Origin of the sequence: Catenibacterium sp. GCM10023432, from assembly GCF_042651925.1 — a bacterium.
Classification (GTDB): domain Bacteria; phylum Bacillota_I; class Bacilli_A; order Erysipelotrichales; family Coprobacillaceae; genus Catenibacterium; species Catenibacterium mitsuoka.
Window position 1 is genome coordinate 524 of sequence record NZ_JBHSEB010000101.1, and the last position, 301, is coordinate 824.

The 301-nt window shown below is 31.2% G+C and carries 1 pseudogene; it reads right to left on the reverse strand.

Annotation, left to right across the window (positions count from 1 at the left end):
* Positions 1–20: 20 nt before the first annotated feature.
* Positions 21–301 (reverse strand): annotated as a pseudogene (locus tag ACFOZZ_RS12485) (transposase); the annotation flags it as partial.

Below are 301 nucleotides of genomic sequence, written 5' to 3' on the forward strand. Positions count from 1 at the left end.
TGAATAATCTACAGTTAATTTTATATTTTGTAACTGAATATTCTCTTTATTTCTCTTTCTGTCAGGAAGTAATTAGTAAGTGGAAGATTTGTTATCTTTGCTAAATCTATTATAAAATCACTTGACTGAGTTGTATTAATATATCTAGTTTCACCTCTAACTACCTGAAATCCTCTGGTAAATCTCATAATATCTGATGTGCTGTATTTATTATTAAGCACCTTGAACTGTAGTATTCTTTCAAGAAGCACTGCGAGATAACAGATGAGGAAATGACCCTTGATGGTGCTCTCCTTCTGAA